Raw genomic sequence first — 17143 nt, 5'->3', positions numbered from 1 at the left:
TTTAGTAATTTTTATTTAGGGAGATGGAAAGCCGGCAGACTCTCGAATTCTCGGGCCCGTTGACGCATTTGCTGACTAATGCGATCGCAAACCACCTGACAGAGATCATAGATCACAGGGTCGGTAATTTGATAGTAAACGCTGACTCCTTGGGGTTGCCGCGAGATAATTCCCGCTTGGGTTAAAGCTTTCAGGTGTTTGGAGAGATTAGCCTGGCCTAGTCCGGTAGCTTCAGCGATTTCTTTACCATTCATCGCGCCTAATTGCAAGCAACTGAGAATCTGTAGGCGACTGACTTCCGACAGGACTTTGAAATAGTCCGCCACCGAAGCGAGGACGACGCTAGAGGTTTGGGGGGAGAAACTGTCTAACATAGGTAGGTAATAAAGTGACCAGTTAAAAAGGCTGACAATAGGTGATCGTTTAAAACTTTATAACTATTGACTACTATAGTTTAACTGGAGAGGTCACTAGAGTCTAGTCGGCAAACTCGATCGAGAGCGGTAAAATCTTTTCCATGAAGATTTGCACATCTGCCTTAGTCATGGTAGTAAGGGTATAACCTTGATAGAGATAGCCAAACTCGATCAAGGTGTGTAGTCTAAATTATCCAATTGCCAGAGCTTAAAAGTCATAACTCTAGTTTTCCTCCCAGGCTTTCCCTTAATTTTAGGAGATTAGCTGACCGACAGCCAAACTGACGCTAAAATAGTCTTTGCTGTCTGGGGTTGTTGCTTGCTCCTGACGGTAGTTGTAACCGGTAACTGAACATGACTTCGATTCGTCAACTGCATCAACAACTCGTCAATAAAGAAAAAACGGCCGTCGAAATCGCCACAGAATTTCTCGCTCGTATTCAAGCGCTCGAACCACAAGTAAAAAGCTTTCTCCATTTAACCCCAGATTTAGCCCTCGCACAAGCCCAAAAAGTGGACGAGAAAATCGCCAGAGGTGAATCTCTGCATCCCTTGGCAGGTATTCCCATCGCAATAAAAGATAATCTCTGCACCAAGGGTATCCCCACCACCTGCGCTTCTCGGATTTTAGAGAATTTTGTCCCCCCCTACGAGTCCACCGTTACCCAAAAATTACGGGATTTAGGGGCAGTTATCGTCGGTAAAACCAATTTAGACGAGTTTGCCATGGGGAGTTCCACCGAAAACTCCGGTTATCACGTTACTGCTAATCCTTGGGACTTATCCCGGGTGCCGGGGGGATCTTCGGGGGGGTCGGCTGCGGCTGTGGCCGCTCAAGAATGCGTGGTGGCCCTAGGATCGGATACCGGTGGCTCAATTCGTCAACCAGCTTCATTTTGTGGAGTTGTCGGGCTAAAACCGACCTATGGCTTAGTTTCTCGCTTTGGTTTAGTGGCTTACGCTTCTTCTCTCGATCAGATCGGTCCCTTTGGTCGTACCGTAGAAGATGCGGCGATTTTATTACAAGCGATCGCAGGTTACGATCCCCAAGATTCTACCAGTCTCAATCTGCCGATTCCTGACTATAGCCAATTCCTGAAAACCAGTTTAAAAGGGTTAAAAATTGGCGTAATTAAGGAAACTTTCGGGGAAGGTTTGGATCAGGTGGTTGCTGAGGCAGTTAATCAAGCTTTAGAGCAGTTAAAGGCTCTCGGTGCTACGATTAAAGAGATTTCCTGTCCCCGTTTCCGTTACGGATTGCCCACCTACTACATTATCGCTCCCTCGGAAGCATCGGCGAATTTAGCCCGCTACGATGGGGTTAAATACGGTATTCGGGAAGATGCCGATAGTTTGATTGATATGTACACCAAGACTCGCGCCAAGGGTTTTGGTGCGGAAGTTAAGCGCCGGATTATGTTGGGAACCTATACCCTCTCGGCGGGTTATTATGATGCTTATTACCTGAAAGCACAAAAAGTCAGGACTTTGATCAAAGAGGATTTCGATCAAGCTTTTCAATCGGTAGATGTGTTAGTTTCTCCCACTTCACCGACCACAGCTTTTAAAGCTGGGGAAAAAACGGCGGACCCTCTGAGTATGTATTTATCGGATTTAATGACTATTCCCGTCAATTTAGCCGGTTTACCCGGGTTAAGTCTTCCCTGCGGTTTTGATGGGCAAGGTTTGCCGATCGGTTTACAATTAGTCGGTAATGTGCTGCGCGAAGATCAGTTATTTCACGTCGCCCACGCCTACGAACAGGCCACCGATTGGCATAAACGTCAACCATCTTTTACAAATTGATACAATTGCCGGTGGCTATCTTTTGCCGGTAGCCATCAAGTAAAAATCGGCAACCCTGAAAATGTCTCAAGCTTTCTTTTAATTGGGGATAAGTTACCGAAAAAGCTTTTATTTCGTCATCCCATTCTAAGTTGAGCGGCAGCCGCCAAACTTTGGCTTTTATAAATCACTTTGGTAAGGTCGAATCCAACACGGTGTTAGCTTGCTCCAACGTTTTGCCGTAACCAATTGGTAAAGATATCACGTTCTAATTCCCCAGAGGCTAAAGCTAAAATGACTCGTTCTTGCTCATCTACAAAAGCATTAATCTCTAGTCCATTCAACACAAGAAATGTTTCCATTGCCCCATGACCAGTGCGCTTGTTGCCATCAAGAAATGGGTGATTCATCACAATTGAAAATCCCAAAGCTGAAGCTTTATCAACAATTGTCGGATAAAGATCCTGCCCGCCAAATGTCATGCGTGGTTGAGCAATAGCAGACTCTAAAGAACCTAGGTCACGAATACCCATAGCTCCTTGGGACTGTTGAATAATTTGATGATGTAAATCGAGGACTTCCACTAATGTTAGATAGCGTATCATGCTAAACGACGATAAAGTTCAGCGTTTTTCTTGAGTACATAGCTTGATGCTTGAGTAAATTCGTTTTCAGGACAAGCTAACCAATCTTCTATGCTGGCACTAATTAAGTCTTCAGGGGAAACTTGACTGTTCTGAGCTAACTGTTGTAATCGTCGAAACTGCTCATCTGAGATATTAACAGTAATGGAAGCCATCAAAAACCTCTCAATAGTCTAAATATTTAACATTATAACCTCAGTGAAATCTTCCTCTATCTCCACCAAACGGACTTAAGCAACAACTGGCAGGGAGTAGTTATTTATCCTCAGCGTTCAGTGGAAAGCGTAGAGACGTCTCGTTATGGGGAGTTAATCAACTCAGGCAGGATTTTACGTTTTTATCTCGAGGAATTAAGGGAGGGGGAATCCCTGGGAATATCGATGTTACAGTTAATTATAGCACCAACCGCCAGAGCGATCGAGCAGGGAAAACAATTAATTCCACGGATTAGACAAGAATTCCCTAAGGTCAAACAACAGCAAGAACTTTTAGAATTGATAGAGACAATTTTGGTTTATAAGTTACCCCAAGTCAGTAGAAAGGAGATAGAAGCGATGTTTAGTTTAAGTGATTTAAAACAAACTAAAGTGTATCAGGAAGCTTTAGAGGAAGGTAGAGAGGAAGGCCGACAAGAAGGCGAATTAGCGGCAAAATTAGCCTCTATTCCTCGTTTATTGGCCTTAGGATTAAACTTTGAACAGATAGCACAAGCTTTAGAATTAGATATCGAACAAGTTAGACAAGCGACTCAAGGGGAATAGGAAAAGTTCAAACTTTGATAAATTAATATAATTGCTGGTGGCTATCTTTTCCCGGTAGCCATCAAGTAAATCGAAGAATAAAGTAGGTTGGGCCGAACGATAGTGAAACCCAACACTTAAGTAATTGGGTTGGGTTTAGTCAAATAAATTCCTGTAAAATAGCTTCGATTTGTCCTTTTAGAGGAGGAATATCATTTTCAACAATATCCCAAATAATCTCTAGATTAATACGAAAATATTCATGAATAGTTAAGTTTCTTAGATCGCTGGCATCTCGCCAAGGAACTTCGGGATATCTTGCTTTAAATTCTTGAGAAGTTGCTCTAGCTGCTTCACCAATAATTTGTAAATGATAGACAATCCAAGTTTGAATTAATTCTTGTTGTTCAAACACGGTTTTTCCCTGGCGAGCATACTTTTCTAAACGCTCAATTGCTTCTAAAATATCCCGCAAGCGTTCGCTATCATCTCTCATAGTGGTATTGCTTCTTTAAGTACGCGCTCTCTGATTCTATCTTTAAGTCCCTGTTCGGTAACAATATCAACTTTGCAGCCTAACAAGTCTTCCAGTTCTCGAATTAACGGCAAAGGAAACCAGGGACTCCGACGTTCGCTACAATAATCAATTAATAAATCAATATCGCTTTTTTCGTCAGCTTCTCCCCGTGCGACAGAACCAAAGATTCGCACGTTATTTGCGCCGTGTTTAGCAGCAATAGCAAGGATTTTTTCTCGTTTGTTCTTGAGTAATTCGTCAATTTTCATGATCTACTTAGTTTGCAATAAATTTTGTTGAAAAAAGCTTCCTTGTACCGATTCTTGGGGTAGGGATTTAGTTTGTTTTTCACTCTTTATTTAGGGCTTGCTGAATATTGGTAAAAGCTTTACTAGAAAAGGGTTATGTGCTTTTTTTTTTAAAAAAAGTGCAAGAAACAAAGGTTGAGGAATCGATCTGAGGGACTTAAAACCCTTGCACTTTCATTAAACCCTTCTATCCAACGTCCATCATACCCTATTTAATCTTGCTTCCGATAGTGTTGGGTTTCTTGCCTTTAACCAAACTGACAAGAGGGCGATCAAACTATACAATAAAAAAAAAGATCGCACTTTTTCCGAAAAATATTTTTAAATAGTCTAAATCCTTTGTCTGTTATAGCTTAGAAAAAAGAAAACAGAGACCAACTCCTTCATCACGGAAGACGCTTCCCCAATTCCCCACAGTCAATACATTAAGACCACTAATGCCTGGCATGAAAGAGAACAATGACTCACGGTATTGGTATCCCGCACTAATACCCTTAACTGGTAGTTGCCCCCTTGGTGCATTTATATTAAAAATCAAATCAGAGTATTCAATCCATCCTACTACTGTCTTTTTCCAGCCAATCTTAGTGGCAAATTTTTTATAAATATCCCGATTATAAACGCCCACTTTTCCGCCAGATTCAATCCATATTTGTTTCTGTACAGAAAAGCCAAATTTACCGTTGCTGTATTTTACCCATAAACTATCAATAATTCTTAATTCTTCAGAAGGAAAATCTCTACAACCATTTTTTCCTAAAACTTCAGAAAAGGAGCCAGGACACATTAATTTACCAGTTTCTTCATCTGCTTCTCGCCATTGTCCATTTTTTAAATACTGATCTAATTGGGTAAAATCAGCATTAGCCGTTTTTAGTGGTATTTGTGAAACAGGCATCTTGCCAGTAGTTTGTGGTTGTAAGGCATTTAAAACCTGTTGTGCTGTCCATCTTTGTTTTCTATCTTTTTGCAAACACCCTTCAATAATCGGTTTAAACTCTTTCGGTAAACTAGGGATTTGTAGCTCACAATTCATCACCTTTGCCATTAATTGATTAATATCATTATTAAACTTATAGGGAAGTTGATTAGTCGTCATTTCGATTAACATAATACCTAATGACCACAAATCCCAAGCTGAGGAAATATCCCCCCTAAAGGCTTCGGGAGGCATATAAATAATTGTACCGCTATTGTGGACTGTTTGAGTGTGGCTTTTGTTATTTAAAGTTCTAATTAAGCCAAAATCTGCTAACTTGTATTGTTGATTAACCTTGAGGATATTACCCGGTTTTAAATCTCGATGGACTTTATTTTGTCCATGAAGATAATTTAAACCCTGGGCGACTTGAGCAGTAATATTTTTAATCTCATCCGCTGACAAACCGCCTTTGGCAATGTGATTTTCTAGGCTACCCTGTGCCAATTCCATCACTAAATAAAGCATCTCCGTATTGAAAAAAGTAAATTCCCCCACCGAATAAGCCTTAATTAAATTAGAATGTTCTAACTTTCTGGCATTTGTTAATTCAATTAATTTATCATCGCTACTTTCGGGGATAACTTTAATGGCAACTTCTTGGACTGATGTATTTCTGACCATTTCACTAGCATGAAATACACCACCAAAACCACCCGCACCGATAAACTTATTAAGACGATAGGGGCCTATTTGTTGCCCTTCTAACATCTTCATCATTTGGTCTAGCATAATAATAACTCCTGAATTAGCCAATTTTTACGTTCTGTAACTATCCTATTAAGTGAATGGTTTTAACGAAGGCAAAGGGCAAGAGGCAAAAGCTTTATCGAAATGTGTAATTAATTTTGCTTAGGTACTTATTAAAGTATAAGATAGATGTGCCTTTGATTGGGTGCATCTCATTTTTGTAAATCTACTAATTTGGGATTTTTCAGGGGAAACTTTCTCCTAAAATTGGGCGTTACTTTCGGTTTTATCACTCAATCCAAGGAGCTTCTAGGTTCTGTGTGATAAGTTTAACTTACTCTATGATCGATCAATCTTTGTGTCCTTTGTGTCTTTGTGGTTCCTTCCACTCCCTCGCTAGGAGGAATGTATCTTAGAATACATTTTACCCACCAAACCTAAGAGATCCGAACAGCTTACTAAGAGCTAATTTCACGACCGAGGTGGGCAAGCTTATCTAGAACAGATTGAAGCAAAGATCGCCGCTGCTCGACGACAATATCTAAGTTAGCCAACATATACTTTACGTCTTTGTAGGCATTGTCTAACAAGGCCAGTAATAATTCGCGATCGCCAGCGCTCTCTTTTTCTGATGGGGTGCGGGTCCGTTGGGGTAATAAGTCCGCCGGTGGAGAAGGAGGGGAGGGCGATCGCTCGGACTCTAGCTGTTGAATGGTTTGTTGTAAATTTTCAATCACCCCATACATTTCCATCGGGTCAAAAACCCTTAACAGACTGGTTTGTGTAACAATGCCCAACCCCCGACCCCAGTTCCAAGAAACCACCAAACGCCCCACCCGCCGTTTTTGCATTTCCTGATGGGCCGTCCACAGGGAATCCTCGGGGCTGAGGAGAAATAAGGGCGTACTCATCACCGTCTGGGCCCTAGTTTTGTGCAGATCAATTTGAACTGCTTGAAACTGGACAAGATCTCGCTCTGTCACAATACCCACCGGGCAGTCATTGTCCTCTGAATCTCGTTGGGTGATCACCACACAACTGACACGATGTTCCGCCATTAACTGGGCCAATTGCAAGACTGTGGCGGTGAGTGGGGCCTGTACCACTTGACTGGTCATCACATCGGATACGCGACGAAACCGCAACAGATTGGCCGGACGCAATATCTGGCGAATACTTTCATGGGAAATCACCCCGATTAAGTGTCCTTGGTCATCGACAATCGGCAAATGGCGAATGCGGTAGCGCCGAAACAAAAACAGGGCAGCAAAAATGTCTTGAGCAGATTGCTGGGGCAACGTGATCAGGGGATGCACCATCACATCGGCAACGGTTGTCTCGGTCAGGTTAATCCCTTGGGCGGTGAGTCGCACCACATCCCGTTCTGTCAAAATTCCTAATAACTCTTGCCCCTGCACCACCAGCAGACAGCTAACACGCGCTTCTCCGGCCGGAGGAGCTAGAGGGGATAGGTCATCGGTGAGCAAACACAGACGACTATGGGCCTGACCGATCATGGCGATCGCATCTGCCAGGGAAGTGGTTGGCCGCACCGTCAAGGGGTGGCGATTGATCGCTTTTTCCAGATCGGGGGCCCAACTCAGAGGTGTATCAAAGGACATCAGCGCCATCCTGCAATCGCAAAGGCCAAGATAGACAGAACAGCCACTGGGCAAAGAACCCAGACTCTCAGAGTTGCCAAAACCCGTTCTAAAACTATCTCAAAGTGTAGCGTCATTTAACTTTTTCCTAAAAGATGTAACGTTTTGTTACAATTTTTATTAAACTCGTAAAGATTTTAGACCCACTTCGGTGTATCATAGAGGGATGTAACAGGTTAAAGCCTGAAACTTTTTATTTAGGGGTTATTCAGCCTCTAATGGTTTCAGGAGCGGCATCACCAGACGCTGGGGTGAGTACTTCCGGGTTCTGGTCGGCCTGAAGGGTTACTCCGGAAATTCTGGACACCTTTCCATAAAGTCGATCCAGCACCCGCTTTACGGAAATACGCTGCCATGGTTGACCACGTTTGGTGGTGTAGCCCTGTTCATTAAGCCAATCGGCGATCTTCTGCAAGGATTTCCCCGATTTGTGATGACGGCGAATCAGTTCAATGACCCGGCACTCTTCCGGATCATCCACTAATTCCCCGTCGATCGATCGTTGTCCAAAGGCAGGGGAGCCGTAGCCCGCATAACCACCGTTGCTTGCTTTTGCTTGTCTGCCTTGTTCTAGCCGCTCCCAGGCAGATAAATCGTTGGAAGGGGTCGCTGTCATAGGGTATCTAAATGCAACAACTTGCAAAACCATATTATCGCAACTTAACGTCGCAAATTTGTTTTGATTGGGGGCAGCCGATGACGACTTACAAATTAAAACCCTCGCATGAGCAGGGACTAGATGTCACCATCGATGTCTGGGACAACCAAACTATAGACGATACCCCCGGGAGGCGGACAAAGTTAAAGGGTCAAAGGCCAAGCATTTTTAGATGAGGAGCGGTTCAAAGCTGAATTTATCTTGTAAAACGCAGCGATCAGAGAATTTGTACTAAGTTACACAGCATCAATCTGGAGATATAAACATGGGTACGGCTACATTTATTCAAGATGAAACTGAATTTGATTCCCTCTTAAAGAGTGAATCCCTGTTGGTGGTAGATTGCACGGCAACCTGGTGTGGACCTTGCAAACTGGTGGCACCGTTGATCGATCGATTGGCCGATGACTATCGCGATCGCGCCAAAGTCTTCAAACTTGACCTAGACAGTAACAAACCCGTGGCCAAACGCTTTGGAATTAAAAGTATTCCGGCGGTCATGGTGTTTAAACAGGGGAAATTGATAGAAACATTAGTTGGGGTTAAACCCTATGAAGAATTTACGGCAGCCGTAGAACGACAATTATAAGTCTTCCACCGTGAACAAACACTCTGGGCAAACGTCCGACGTTGACCCTTTCCTTCTCACACCACTATTTAATTTTGAGGTATGGCGATGAACAAGCTTATAGAAATCCGGTGTCCCAACTGTGGCAGCGTAGCTCAACGGCTCTTGAGCGATCGCCTGCCCGCAGGATATAAGTGTCCGGCCCGGCAAGTTGCTCAGACGGAATGCCCAGTGTGTGATTATTTCATCGCCATGTGTTGGCAAAATGGCGCTGTGCTGGAGGCCTATGCTCCAGGCACTCAGGGGAACACAGCTGCGGCCGTGCCGCCCCAAGCCCAACCAGCGATCGCCCATTGGTCTTTGTCATCTGTGTTCAAAGTGGCCCTCAGCCCACAAGAGTCTAGGAAATTGCTATCGGGACAACCCTAGTCAACTTTTGCATTTATACCAGTTCTTTAATTTAACAACACCATCCAACTCCTATGCTGCAAGCTCAAGAAATTATGACCCAAAACGTTGTCACCATTCGTGGTTCGGCAACGGTTGCCGATGCCGTGAAATTGATGAAAGAAAAACAACTGCGGGGTTTGATTGTCGAACCGCGCCATGAACAGGATCCTTATGGAATTGTCACCGAAACCGACATCGTTTACAAAGTGGCGGCCTTTGGCCACGATCCTAAAACTATGCGGGTCTATGAAATTATGGCCAAGCCCTGTGTGGTCGTCAATCCCGAACTGGGGGTGGAATATGTAGCCCGGTTATTTGCTCAAACCCGCATTCGCCGCGCACCAGTGATTCAGGGCAAAACTTTGCTGGGCATTATTTCTGTCAGTGATATTCTCTTCAAGAGCGATTTTGTTGAAAAGCCCAAGCGGTTGTTCATTGAAGATGAAATTGAAGCAGCCCGGGAAGACGCACGGGCAATTTGTGCGGCCAAGGGTGAAACCTCTCCCGATTGCGCCGCAGCCTGGGATGTGGTGGAGGAACTCCAAGCCGAAGCCTCCCATCAACGGGCTAAAAAACAGGGGACTAACTCACTTCAGTCCTACTGCGAAGCCAATCCCGATGCCTTAGAGTGCCGCATTTATGAGGATTAAATCCTGGCGGGTTTTGGGAGAATCGATCGCCTTGAGGATATTGCCGATCGATTTCCCCAGGCGATCGAGTTCTCGAACATTCTCCACCTTTTCGGATCGGAGATAGATCGATCGCTTGCGCTTACCGAACTCAACTTGATCGGGGGTCTGTGGGTACTTATGATCCTAATTCCCCTGAGAGGAGATAATCAAGAAAAGTCTTGGCGATCACGGATAGTTTTTTATCCTTGGGATAAACCACATACCAATGGCGTTGGATGGGAAAATCTTCCACGTCAAGGATGGTAAATTCCCCATTGGGAGGATCTAAATTTAAGACGTGCTGAGACAGAACCGAAATTCCTAAACCACCGGCGACTGCTTGTTTAATGGCTTCATTATTGCCGATTTCCAAACGCAGAGACACAGTGATGCCATGGTCGAGAAAAATTTGCTGTACTGCCCGTCTAATTCCCGATCCCATTTCCCGCATAATAAAAGGTTCCCCTTGCAGTCGTTTAATTGGAATTTTTTTCTGTCCCGCTAGGGGGTGATCTTTGCGAGCAATAACCACAAGGGGATTTTCCAGAAACGGTTGAATCTCCAGGTTTAGATCTTGGGGAGGTTCGCTTAAAATATATAGGTCATCGACATTATTGATAATCCTTGCTTCTAGGTCTTGGTGATTGGTCAATTCTAGGGACACATCTACCCCTTGGTACTGTTGACAAAAAGGACCTAGGATCTGAGGGATTAAATATTGGGCTGTGGATACCGCCGCTAAACGCAGTTTACCCTGTTTAATGCCCTTGATATCAGCGATCGCCATCTCAAAGTTATCAAGATCCTTGAGGACTGCCTGACAGGTTACTAATAAACTGCGTCCGGCCTCGGTTAAATACAAACGTTTGCCTATCTGTTCAAATAAGGGCAGACCCACTGCTTTAGTCAGTTGTTTCATCTGGGTGGAAACGGTGGGTTGGGTGATCAATAGTTCTTCAGCAGCCCTGGTGAAACTGCCATGACGAGCGGTTGCTTCAAAGACAATCAGTTGATGTAAAGTGGCGTGAATCAAGAGAGGCCTCTAGAGAGCTACACTTCTGTTACTGCCTTGAGGAGCTTTGCTAAACAGAAGCAGGAATGGAGGGGAACGAGTGAAAACCTCCCCACACCGCTTATATCATAGGTTTAAATCAATACTTTTGTAAAGATATATCGATTCAAACTCAATTTATAAAATTTGCTTGTCAAGATATCCGTTCTAGTATAGATTTATAACAATCGATCTTTAAAAACCATAAACTTTTGTCTATCAAGGCTGGTCTGTCAACCGCCAGCTTTGTTCTGGACAAAAATCCTTTGCTCAGTTGGATTCTCATGGAAATAACCAATCGTATTCATTTTGACAATTTGCGGGGCGACATATTCGGTGGTCTAACAGCTGCCATCGTTTCTCTCCCTCTAGCTCTCGCTTTCGGTGTAGCTTCTGGGGCTGGAGCGATCTCTGGTTTGTACGGTGCTGTCTGTGTGGGTTTTTTTGCTGCCCTTTTTGGTGGCACACCCACGTTAATTTCGGAACCAACGGGGCCGATGACGGTAGTAATGACGGCGATCGTGGCCAGTTTAACCGCCAAAAATCCCGAATTAGGCCTACCCATGGCCTTTACGGTAGTCATGTTAGCGGGCATTTTCCAGATTCTGTTCGGTATCTTCAAAATGGGTAAATACATTACCCTGATGCCCTATAGCGTTATTTCCGGCTTTATGTCTGGGATCGGGGTAATCCTGATTATTCTGCAAATTCCGCCCTTTTTAGGGCAAGCCGCCCCCAAAGGAGGGGTTTTAGGCACAGTGCAGAAAATCCCGGAACTACTCTCTAATATCAATCCCCCTGAAGCCATTCTGGGGGCGATCACCTTGGCGATCATCTTCCTGATGCCCTCGAAATTCAAGCGTTTTGTCCCCCCTCAGTTATTAGCTTTGGTGATAGGAACTCTGATTTCGCTGTTTTTCTTCCAAGGTGTTGAAATTCGCCGGATTGGGGATATTCCCGTGGGTTTACCCACCCTGCAAATGCCCACCTTTAGTGCTGCCCAAATGATCACAATGTTGGTGGATGGGGCAGTTTTAGGGATGTTGGGTTGTATTGATACCCTATTAACGGCGGTAATTGCCGATAGTTTGACCCGTACCGAACACAAATCGAATAAAGAATTGATTGGTCAAGGTATTGGTAACTTAGTATCAGGAATCTGTGGCGGTTTACCCGGTGCCGGGGCCACGATGGGAACTGTCGTCAATATTCAAACCGGTGCGACCACTGCTCTTTCTGGCATTACTCGCGCTTTAATTTTATTAGTCGTCGTTCTCTGGGCCGCAGGTTTAACTAAGAGTATCCCCATGGCGGTATTAGCGGGGATTGCCCTAAAAGTGGGGATCGATATTCTCGACTGGAGTTTCCTGAAACGCTCTCACAAGATTTCTCTGAAAGGGACGCTAATCATGTACGGTGTACTGTTATTAACAGTATTCGTCGATCTGATCGTTGCTGTCGGTGTGGGGGTCTTTATTGCTAATATTCTCACCATCGATCGCCTCAGTGAACTGCAAGCGCAGGAAGTGAAAACGATCACCGATAACGATGACGAGATTCTCCTAAGTCCAGAAGAAAAACGGTTACTCAACCAAGCTAACGGTCGCATCATCCTATTTTATCTCAGTGGTCCGATGATCTTTGGAGTCTCGAAAGCGATCGCCAGAGAACACACAGCCATGAAGGAAGCGGATGTTTTAATCTTGGACTTGAGTGATGTGCCTTTGTTAGGGGTGACAGCTTCTTTAGCGATCGAAAATGCGATTAAAGATGCGATCGATAAAGGTTTACAAGTCTTTATCGTTGGTGCCACCAGCAAAATCCAGCATCGTTTGGAACGTCTCGGCATTTTAGCCCAACTTCCTCCCGATCATGTGCTAATGGACAGAACCATCGCCCTACAACAAGCGGTAACTTTTGTCAAGACCCATCCTCACCAAGAACCAGAGGATTTTGAGGTTAATCAAGGGGTTTACCCGACATAAATTTAACCGCTTTGGGAAGTACGCCTGCTGTTGGGGTGAAGCACCTGACCCTTATTTTCTTTAACTCTTGAAAGTTCATTTGTATTAATACTCCTCATCAGGGGAGGCTTAAGGAGGTATTCGTGGATTTTTTCTCATTGTTTGTCATGGACTTTATCCAGCAGTTGCAGTCCCCAACACTGGCCTTTTTGATTGGTGGGATGATCATTGCTGCTCTCGGGAGTGAATTGGTCATTCCAGAGTCGATTTGTACGATCATCGTCTTCATGCTGCTGACCAAAATCGGTCTGACCGGCGGGATTGCCATCCGCAATTCCAACCTGACGGAAATGGTATTACCAATGATCTTTGCCGTCATAGTAGGGATTATTGTGGTCTTCGTCGCCCGCTATACCTTAGCCAATCTGCCCAAGGTGAAAGTGGTCGATGCGATCGCTACTGGGGGATTATTTGGAGCCGTGAGTGGCTCGACTATGGCCGCCGGTCTGACGGTACTAGAAGAACAAAAGATCCCCTACGAGGCCTGGGCCGGCGCACTCTATCCTTTTATGGATATCCCGGCACTGGTAACGGCGATCGTGGTGGCTAACATTTATCTTAACAAGAAGAAGCAGAAAGAAGCGGCCCACGACCAGGAGTCTTTTAGCAAGCAGCCAGTGGCGGCTGGGGATTATTCCGATCAGCAGGATTATCCCAGCAGTCGGCAGGAGTATCTCAGTCAGCAGCAGCCTGCGGATAATCGGGTCAAGATCTGGCCGATCATTGAAGAAAGCCTGCGCGGACCTGCCCTATCGGCCATGTTATTAGGTCTGGCTTTGGGCATCTTCACCCAGCCGGAAACTGTCTATAAAAGCTTCTACGATCCCCTCTTTCGCGGCTTGCTTTCGATCTTGATGCTAGTCATGGGGATGGAGGCTTGGTCAAGGGTGGGTGAACTGCGTAAGGTGGCCCAGTGGTATGTCGTCTATAGCGTCCTAGCACCCTTTGTGCATGGTCTAATCGCCTTCGGTCTCGGCATGGTTGCCCACTACGCCACCGGGTTCAGCTGGGGCGGTGTCGTGGTTCTGGCCGTCATCGCTTCCTCTAGTTCCGACATCTCTGGGCCGCCCACGTTGCGGGCCGGTATCCCCTCGGCTAATCCCTCCGCCTATATAGGCGCGTCCACGGCCATCGGTACACCCGTAGCGATCGGCTTATGTATCCCGTTCTTCCTTGGTCTCGCCCAGGCCCTCAGCGGCGGCTAATCCCAGAAGGATTGTGGTCTGTGGGCGTTTTCTTGACGGGGCCTACCAAGCAAATAAATGTACATATTTTAAGGAGATAATCAACATGGCCAAACCAGCCAAAAAGCTCGTCATTGTCACAGAAAAGATTTTGCTGAAAAAAGTCGCCAAGATCATCGAAGAATGCGGGGCGACCGGTTACACGGTGATGGATACTGGCGGTAAGGGCAGCCGCAACGTGCGCTCTTCGGGACAACCCCACGTTTCCGAAACCGACACTAATGTCAAGTTCGAGGTACTCACCCCCGATCGAATTATGGCCCAGAATATTGCCAAGCAGGTTGCCGATCAGTTTTTCCTCAATTTTGCGGGCATGATCTATATCTGTGATGCGGAGGTTCTGTACGGACAGAGTTTCTGTGGACCAGAGGGCTGTGAAATCTAGACAACTAAGCTTGTCTTGATCCGGACCACCCCATCTGCAGCCTGACTGTCCTGGAGCGGTAGCCCTTTTTCCTATCCCCCAGTTTTATGACCACCTGAAATCTTTAACCCTCATCCCTTTAAACTGATGATTTTGTCCTATATTCTGCCTCCTTCGATCGGGGAGATAGCAGCCCCCATGGCTCCGCTCCCCTTGCTTGCCACCGTTGTGGCCGAGGATTCACCGATTATTCTCTCTGGCGTATTGCTGACACTGGTGGTGATTTATCTGGCCAGCAAGCTCGGCGCAGAGGTCGCCCGACGATTGGATTTTCCGCCCGTACTGGGAGAACTGGTCGCCGGTGTGATCGTCGGCGTTTCGGCACTGCATCTGGTCATCTTTCCCGAAGGGGGGCTATCGGCCTCCGACTCGCTGATTATGACGGTACTGCAAGGTTTGAATCAATTGGCCCCGGCTGCCGTAGACCGGATCTTTGAGTCCCAAAGTGAAGTGATTTCGGTTCTAGCTGAAATCGGTGTGATTATTCTGCTGTTTGAAATTGGCCTGGAATCGGATCTGCGGCAACTCAAGGAAGTGGGAATTCAGGCCACGGTTGTGGCCTGTGTGGGGGTTGCGGCACCTTTTGCGGCGGGTACGGCCGGGTTAATGCTCGTCTTTCATGTGGCGGCTATCCCGGCGATTTTTGCAGGGGCTGCCTTGACAGCAACCAGTATCGGTATTACCTCGAAGGTGTTGTCCGAGTTAGGTCAACTCAAATCCAAAGAAGGGCAAATTATTGTCGGTGCGGCGGTGATCGATGATGTCCTTGGTATTATTGTTCTGGCTGTGGTCGCTAGTTTAGCCAAAACCGGTGAGATTGATGTGACCAATGTTATTTATCTGATTGTCAGCGCTACGGCCTTTTTGATCGGATCAATTTTGTTGGGAGGTGTTTTTAACAAAAGTTTTGTGGCGATCGTGGAGCGGCTGAAAACTCGGGGAAATATTGTTATTCCCGCATTTGTCTTCGCTTTCTTTATGGCATTTTTAGGCAATGCTATTCATCTTGAAGCGATTTTAGGGGCCTTTGCCGCCGGTTTGGTGCTTGATGAAACTGATACCCGCAACGAGTTGGATGAGTTAATTAAACCGATCGCCGATTTGCTTGTGCCGATTTTCTTTGTGACGGTGGGAGCGCGTGCCGATCTCGGTGTTTTAAACCCAACGGTACCGGAGAATCGGGCCGGACTTTTGATCGCTGTCTTTTTGATGGTTGTGGCGATTATCGGTAAACTGGTGACGGGCTGGGCAGTTTTTGGCATATCCGGCATCAATCGTCTCGCCATCGGTGTGGGTATGATTCCCCGGGGTGAGGTGGGTTTAGTTTTTGCCGGGATTGGTTCGGCCAGCGGAATTTTGGATAAGCCTTTGGAGGTGTCGATTATTATTATGGTAATCCTGACCACTTTCCTCGCTCCTCCCTTCCTCAGAGTCGCTTTTGGTAAGACGGAAGCTGTTCCCGAAACCCTAGAAAGCAAGGATTCGGCTAATCCTATTCCTTAATTTTGATGGTAAAATCTGATTTTTTAGACGAGGCTGAAGCATTTTCAGCCTTTTTACAAATCTATGCTAACGCCAGTTCGGTTTAAGGGAATTTTGCCATAGCTTCCACGAAAGAATAGGAGTTTCAGGCTACGGTAGCATCAGGGTTTTAGCTTATCCCGAACTGAGGTTACTTAAAAGGGTTAACCTAGTAGCAAAAGACTATTGTGAAGCATAACCTAAAAATTGATGATCGAGTTTACTGCTATTGAGCGTGAATGCGTGGATGGAGTAAACGCTCAACCGGTTGACCGTTTTTTAAATGTTCTTCGACAATCTGATTGACATCCTCTGGTTTAACACGACAGTACCAAGTTTCTTCAGGAATAATCCTCACCGTCGGGCTAGTGCTACACTGTCCTTGACAACCACTGGTCATAACGATGACATCTTCTGGGAGAGCTGCCGTTTGCCAAGCTAAAAGAAGCTCGGAAGCACCCTGGAATAAACAGGAAGAATGCTGACAAACCATCACAAATCGCTTTTGGGGATAAGACATATTACCTAAAAAGTGGCAAAATTAGATAGTTCCCTGGGTATAGTTACTAATTCTGTACGCAAATATTGCATCTAGAATTAGCTTTGTACGCTTTGACCCGTACTGGGTTAACTACGAACCTCTCTATCGGATTCCCGCTAAAGGCGGCCTCTCCGACTACCTTTCTTCCAATATTTAAGGAACCATTAATATCTGCTCCATAGAAATAACCCGACGAGCTTCTGAATAGTCCTCTTTTAATTCTCTTGCCTAAATAGCTTTTTTGCTTTTGA

The 17143-nt window shown here is 45.5% G+C and carries 18 protein-coding genes and 2 pseudogenes; 9 read left to right on the top strand and 11 right to left on the bottom strand.

Annotated elements, in window-relative coordinates:
• Window positions 1–11: 11 nt before the first annotated feature.
• On the bottom strand, window positions 12–374 hold the full coding sequence (locus N0824_RS11660; RefSeq protein ID WP_002738764.1) for a helix-turn-helix transcriptional regulator: 363 nt from the start codon (window positions 372–374) through the stop codon (window positions 12–14).
• A gap of 396 nt (window positions 375–770) precedes the next feature.
• Here N0824_RS11660 and gatA point away from each other — a divergent pair, with 396 nt between their 5' ends.
• Entirely contained in the window at window positions 771–2222 is a 1452-nt protein-coding gene (gene gatA / locus N0824_RS11655; RefSeq protein WP_108936878.1) for an Asp-tRNA(Asn)/Glu-tRNA(Gln) amidotransferase subunit GatA, read from the top strand.
• 197 nt (window positions 2223–2419) lie between these two features.
• Here the strand turns inward: gatA and N0824_RS11650 are convergent, their stop codons facing one another.
• Together N0824_RS11650 and N0824_RS11645 are read right to left on the bottom strand one after the other, a co-directional pair.
• Window positions 2420–2806, bottom strand: a complete 387-nt coding sequence (locus N0824_RS11650; protein ID WP_108936877.1) for a type II toxin-antitoxin system death-on-curing family toxin — start codon at window positions 2804–2806, stop codon at window positions 2420–2422.
• Window positions 2803–3000, bottom strand: a complete 198-nt coding sequence (locus N0824_RS11645; protein WP_108936876.1) for a DNA-binding protein — start codon at window positions 2998–3000, stop codon at window positions 2803–2805. Before N0824_RS11645 ends, N0824_RS11650 begins: the two co-directional genes overlap by 4 nt.
• Before the next feature lie 42 nt (window positions 3001–3042).
• On the opposite strand from N0824_RS11645, the pseudogene N0824_RS11640 reads away from it, so the two are divergent.
• Window positions 3043–3606: pseudogene (locus N0824_RS11640) on the top strand (Rpn family recombination-promoting nuclease/putative transposase); the annotation flags it as partial.
• 139 nt (window positions 3607–3745) lie between these two features.
• Here the strand turns inward: N0824_RS11640 and N0824_RS11635 are convergent.
• From N0824_RS11635 to N0824_RS11615, 5 genes are all read right to left on the bottom strand, one after another.
• On the bottom strand, window positions 3746–4081 hold the full coding sequence (locus tag N0824_RS11635) for a DUF86 domain-containing protein (RefSeq protein ID WP_108936875.1): 336 nt from the start codon (window positions 4079–4081) through the stop codon (window positions 3746–3748).
• Window positions 4078–4371, bottom strand: coding sequence for a nucleotidyltransferase family protein (locus tag N0824_RS11630; protein ID WP_002738918.1), 294 nt, complete (start codon window positions 4369–4371; stop codon window positions 4078–4080). The genes N0824_RS11635 and N0824_RS11630 overlap by 4 nt, the downstream gene beginning before the upstream one ends.
• Before the next feature lie 385 nt (window positions 4372–4756).
• Window positions 4757–6121, bottom strand: coding sequence for a protein kinase (locus N0824_RS20720; protein ID WP_233256423.1), 1365 nt, complete (start codon window positions 6119–6121; stop codon window positions 4757–4759).
• Window positions 6122–6537: 416 nt separating this feature from the next.
• Entirely contained in the window at window positions 6538–7710 is a 1173-nt protein-coding gene (locus tag N0824_RS11620) for a CBS domain-containing protein (protein ID WP_108936874.1), read from the bottom strand.
• Between the two features lie 238 nt (window positions 7711–7948).
• Window positions 7949–8389, bottom strand: a complete 441-nt coding sequence (locus N0824_RS11615) for a recombinase family protein (RefSeq protein ID WP_002779907.1) — start codon at window positions 8387–8389, stop codon at window positions 7949–7951.
• 274 nt (window positions 8390–8663) lie between these two features.
• On the opposite strand from N0824_RS11615, the gene trxA reads away from it, so the two are divergent.
• The 3 genes from trxA (at window position 8664) to N0824_RS11595 (ending at window position 10066) form a co-directional block, all read left to right on the top strand.
• The gene (trxA, locus tag N0824_RS11605) at window positions 8664–8987 is read left to right on the top strand and encodes a thioredoxin (RefSeq protein WP_002778933.1); all 324 of its coding nucleotides are present in this window, start codon (window positions 8664–8666) and stop codon (window positions 8985–8987) included.
• Window positions 8988–9068: 81 nt separating this feature from the next.
• Window positions 9069–9395 (top strand): hypothetical protein, encoded by a 327-nt coding sequence (locus tag N0824_RS11600; RefSeq protein WP_108936872.1) that lies wholly within the window; start codon window positions 9069–9071, stop codon window positions 9393–9395.
• 53 nt (window positions 9396–9448) lie between these two features.
• Entirely contained in the window at window positions 9449–10066 is a 618-nt protein-coding gene (locus tag N0824_RS11595) for a CP12 domain-containing protein (RefSeq protein WP_046660612.1), read from the top strand.
• Window positions 10067–10223: 157 nt separating this feature from the next.
• Here the strand turns inward: N0824_RS11595 and N0824_RS11590 are convergent, their stop codons facing one another.
• The gene (locus N0824_RS11590) at window positions 10224–11120 is read right to left on the bottom strand and encodes a LysR family transcriptional regulator (RefSeq protein WP_108936871.1); all 897 of its coding nucleotides are present in this window, start codon (window positions 11118–11120) and stop codon (window positions 10224–10226) included.
• Window positions 11121–11422: 302 nt separating this feature from the next.
• Between N0824_RS11590 and N0824_RS11585 the strand changes: the two genes are divergently transcribed.
• The 4 genes from N0824_RS11585 to N0824_RS11570 all read left to right on the top strand — a co-directional run bounded on the left by N0824_RS11585 (window position 11423) and on the right by N0824_RS11570 (window position 16333).
• Window positions 11423–13123: a SulP family inorganic anion transporter gene (locus N0824_RS11585; protein WP_108936870.1), complete on the top strand. Its 1701-nt coding sequence runs from the start codon at window positions 11423–11425 to the stop codon at window positions 13121–13123.
• 122 nt (window positions 13124–13245) lie between these two features.
• Window positions 13246–14367, top strand: a complete 1122-nt coding sequence (locus N0824_RS11580; RefSeq protein WP_002797325.1) for a sodium-dependent bicarbonate transport family permease — start codon at window positions 13246–13248, stop codon at window positions 14365–14367.
• Between the two features lie 85 nt (window positions 14368–14452).
• Window positions 14453–14791: a P-II family nitrogen regulator gene (locus tag N0824_RS11575; RefSeq protein WP_002778928.1), complete on the top strand. Its 339-nt coding sequence runs from the start codon at window positions 14453–14455 to the stop codon at window positions 14789–14791.
• A 126-nt stretch (window positions 14792–14917) separates the two neighbouring features.
• Window positions 14918–16333, top strand: a complete 1416-nt coding sequence (locus N0824_RS11570) for a cation:proton antiporter (RefSeq protein ID WP_108936869.1) — start codon at window positions 14918–14920, stop codon at window positions 16331–16333.
• 244 nt (window positions 16334–16577) lie between these two features.
• Here N0824_RS11570 and N0824_RS11565 read toward each other — a convergent pair whose 3' ends face one another.
• Both N0824_RS11565 and N0824_RS21350 read right to left on the bottom strand, forming a co-directional pair.
• A complete protein-coding gene (locus N0824_RS11565) occupies window positions 16578–16871 on the bottom strand; it encodes a ferredoxin (RefSeq protein WP_108936868.1) in 294 nt (97 codons plus the stop codon).
• A 46-nt stretch (window positions 16872–16917) separates the two neighbouring features.
• Window positions 16918–17143, bottom strand: a pseudogene (locus tag N0824_RS21350) (RNA-guided endonuclease TnpB family protein); the annotation flags it as partial.

The sequence above is a fragment of the Microcystis sp. 0824 genome (assembly GCF_003112475.1).
In the GTDB taxonomy this organism is placed as follows: Bacteria; Cyanobacteriota; Cyanobacteriia; order Cyanobacteriales; family Microcystaceae; genus Microcystis; species Microcystis aeruginosa_C.
Note: the sequence above shows the minus strand (reverse complement) of the source record. Positions and strands in the feature narration are given on the sequence as shown.